This window comes from Neorhizobium puerariae, assembly GCF_042429745.1.
In the GTDB taxonomy this organism is placed as follows: domain Bacteria; phylum Pseudomonadota; class Alphaproteobacteria; order Rhizobiales; family Rhizobiaceae; genus Neorhizobium; species Neorhizobium puerariae.
Genome location: NZ_JBHMAA010000059.1, coordinates 1 through 2,482, shown reverse-complemented (window position 1 = coordinate 2,482; position 2,482 = coordinate 1). Strand labels below are relative to the sequence as shown.

1 protein-coding gene and 1 pseudogene are annotated in these 2,482 nt (G+C 60.1%); both read left to right on the top strand.

Annotated elements, in window-relative coordinates:
* Nucleotides 1–111 precede the first annotated feature (111 nt).
* Nucleotides 112–1,605, top strand: a pseudogene (gene istA, locus ACFFP0_RS30850) (IS21 family transposase); the annotation flags it as partial.
* Between the two features lie 5 nt (nt 1,606–1,610).
* Nucleotides 1,611–2,345 (top strand): IS21-like element helper ATPase IstB, encoded by a 735-nt coding sequence (gene istB / locus ACFFP0_RS30845; RefSeq protein ID WP_377266060.1) that lies wholly within the window; start codon nt 1,611–1,613, stop codon nt 2,343–2,345.
* Nucleotides 2,346–2,482: the final 137 nt, after the last annotated feature.

Here is a 2,482-nt window from a genome sequence, read left to right as displayed (position 1 = left end):
TGTGTTTCGGCGTGGAATATTGACCCCTCTGGCGGGGTGACCGGCGTCCAATTTTGACCCCCCACCTGTTTCGTCTGACCATCCGTCTTTTGCTGGCGGATGGAGGGGGAGTTGAAGCGAGTGGATACGATTGCGCGTGTTCGTCGAGCCTTCCATGTGCAGGGTTGGTCGGTAAAAAGGATCGTCCGGGAGCTGCATGTTTCCCGCAACACGGTCCGCAAGATACTGCGATCTGATGAGACTGACTTTTCCTATGAGCGCGAACGGCAGCCGCTTCCGAAGACCGGGGCCTGGAAGGCTGAGATCGAGCGCTTCCTAGCCGCGAACGAAGGCAAGCCTTCTCGCGAGCGGCTGACGCTGATCCGGATTTACGAAGAGCTTCGGGCGCTGGGTTATGACGGCAGCTATGATGCGATCCGGCGCTATGCGAAGGGATGGTCGAAGGATCGAGGGGCTGTATTGGCCGAGGCCTACGTGCCGCTCTATTATGCGCCCGGTGAGGCCTATCAGTTCGACTGGAGCCATGAGATCGTCCTGATCCAGGGCGTGACGACGACGGTGAAGGTTGCCCATGTCCGGCTCTGCCACAGCCGGATGATGTTCGCGCGGGCCTATATGCGTGAGAGCCAGGAGATGGTCTTCGACGCCCACGACAGGGCCTTCGACTTCTTCCGTGGAACCTGCACGCGCGGCATCTACGACAACATGAAGACGGCGGTGGAAGCTGTCTTTATCGGCAAGGAACGGCTCTACAATCGCCGTTTCCTGCAGATGTGCAGCCATTATCTCGTCCATCCGGTAGCCTGCACGCCAGCATCCGGCTGGGAGAAAGGACAGGTCGAGAACCAGGTCGGCCTTGTGCGCGAGCGGTTCTTCACGCCGCGCCTCAGGGTCAAAAGCCTGGAGGAACTCAATGTCTGGCTGCTCGACAAATGCGTTGCCTATGCCAAGGCCCATAGTCATCCCGAACAGACGGCACAGACGATCTGGCAGATGTTCGAGGCCGAACGCGGCTGCCTCGTGCGCTATGCCGGGCCGTTCGATGGCTTCCACTGCGTTCCAGCTTCGGTCTCGAAGACCTGCACCGTCCGTTTCGACAACAACAAATACTCGGTTCTATCGACCGCCGTCGGCCGACCTGTCGAGGTTCATGCCTATGCGGACCGGATCGTCATCAAGCAGGATGGTGTGACGGTCGCGGAACATCAGCGCAGCTTCGGCCGTGGCGAGACCGTCTATGATCCCTGGCACTATGTTCCTGTCCTCGCTCGCAAACCCGGTGCCTTGCGCAACGGTGCTCCCTTCCGGGAATGGGTTTTGCCAGCCGCGATGGAGAAGGTCCGCAAGAGGTTGAAGAGCGTTGATGACGGTGATCGACAGATGGTCACCATACTCGGATGCGTTCCCGCCGATGGTCTCGCAGCCGTTGAGGCTGCCTGCCAGGAAGCGCTCGATCACGGCGTCTGCTCGGCCTCGGTTATCATCAATATTCTGGCGCGAAGCCGCGATCCGGCTCCGGCGGCAACCCTTCAAATCCCGGATGCGCTTCGGCTTGCCCATGAGCCGGTCGCCGACTGCGCCCGTTACGACAGGCTCAGGAGGGCAAGTTGATGGAACGCACGCAGGTTCTCGAACTGATGAGCACGCTGAAGCTCTACGGAATGCGCAGCGCCTACGACGAGGTCATGGGAAACGGCATCAAACGCCAGCACGAACCGCCACGTATCGTCGGTGATCTCCTGCAGTCGGAGATCGCCGAGAAGCAAGCACGCTCCATTCGCTACCAGCTCAGCATAGCCAAACTGCCACTCGCCAAGGACATCGACGACTTCGACTTTGCCGACACGCCCGTGAATGAACCCCTGGTCCGAGAACTGGCTACCGGCACCTTTGTGGCTGACCAGCGCAACGTCGTCCTCGTCGGCGGCACGGGAACCGGCAAGAGCCATCTGGCCATCGCGATTGCCCGTGCTCTCATCCGCAACAGCACACGTGGCCGCTTCTTCAACGTTGTCGATCTGGTCAATCGGTTGGAAACAGAAACGCGCAACGGCAAGCAAGGGCGGACGGCGGACTACCTCACGCGCCTCGACTTCATCATCCTCGACGAACTCGGCTATCTACCGTTCGCGCAGGCCGGAGGTCAGCTCCTGTTCCATCTTATCAGCAGGCTCTACGAGCGCACCTCGGTCATTGTCACGACGAACCTTGCGTTCGGCGAATGGCCGTCGGTGTTCGGCGATGCAAAGATGACGACGGCTCTTCTCGACCGCCTGACCCATCACTGCGAGATCGTGGAAACCGGAAACGAGTCCTGGCGCTTCAAGAACCGTTCTCAAAGCTAAAGCCGAAGATACCCATCACCCGCACTTGGCCTACCCTCTGCAACCCCGGCCAGCGCCGGGCAGGCCAAGCGCTGATCGTCTACAGGGGGGTGAATATTGGACGCCGATAAGGCGTCAACATTCCGCGCCGATTGACA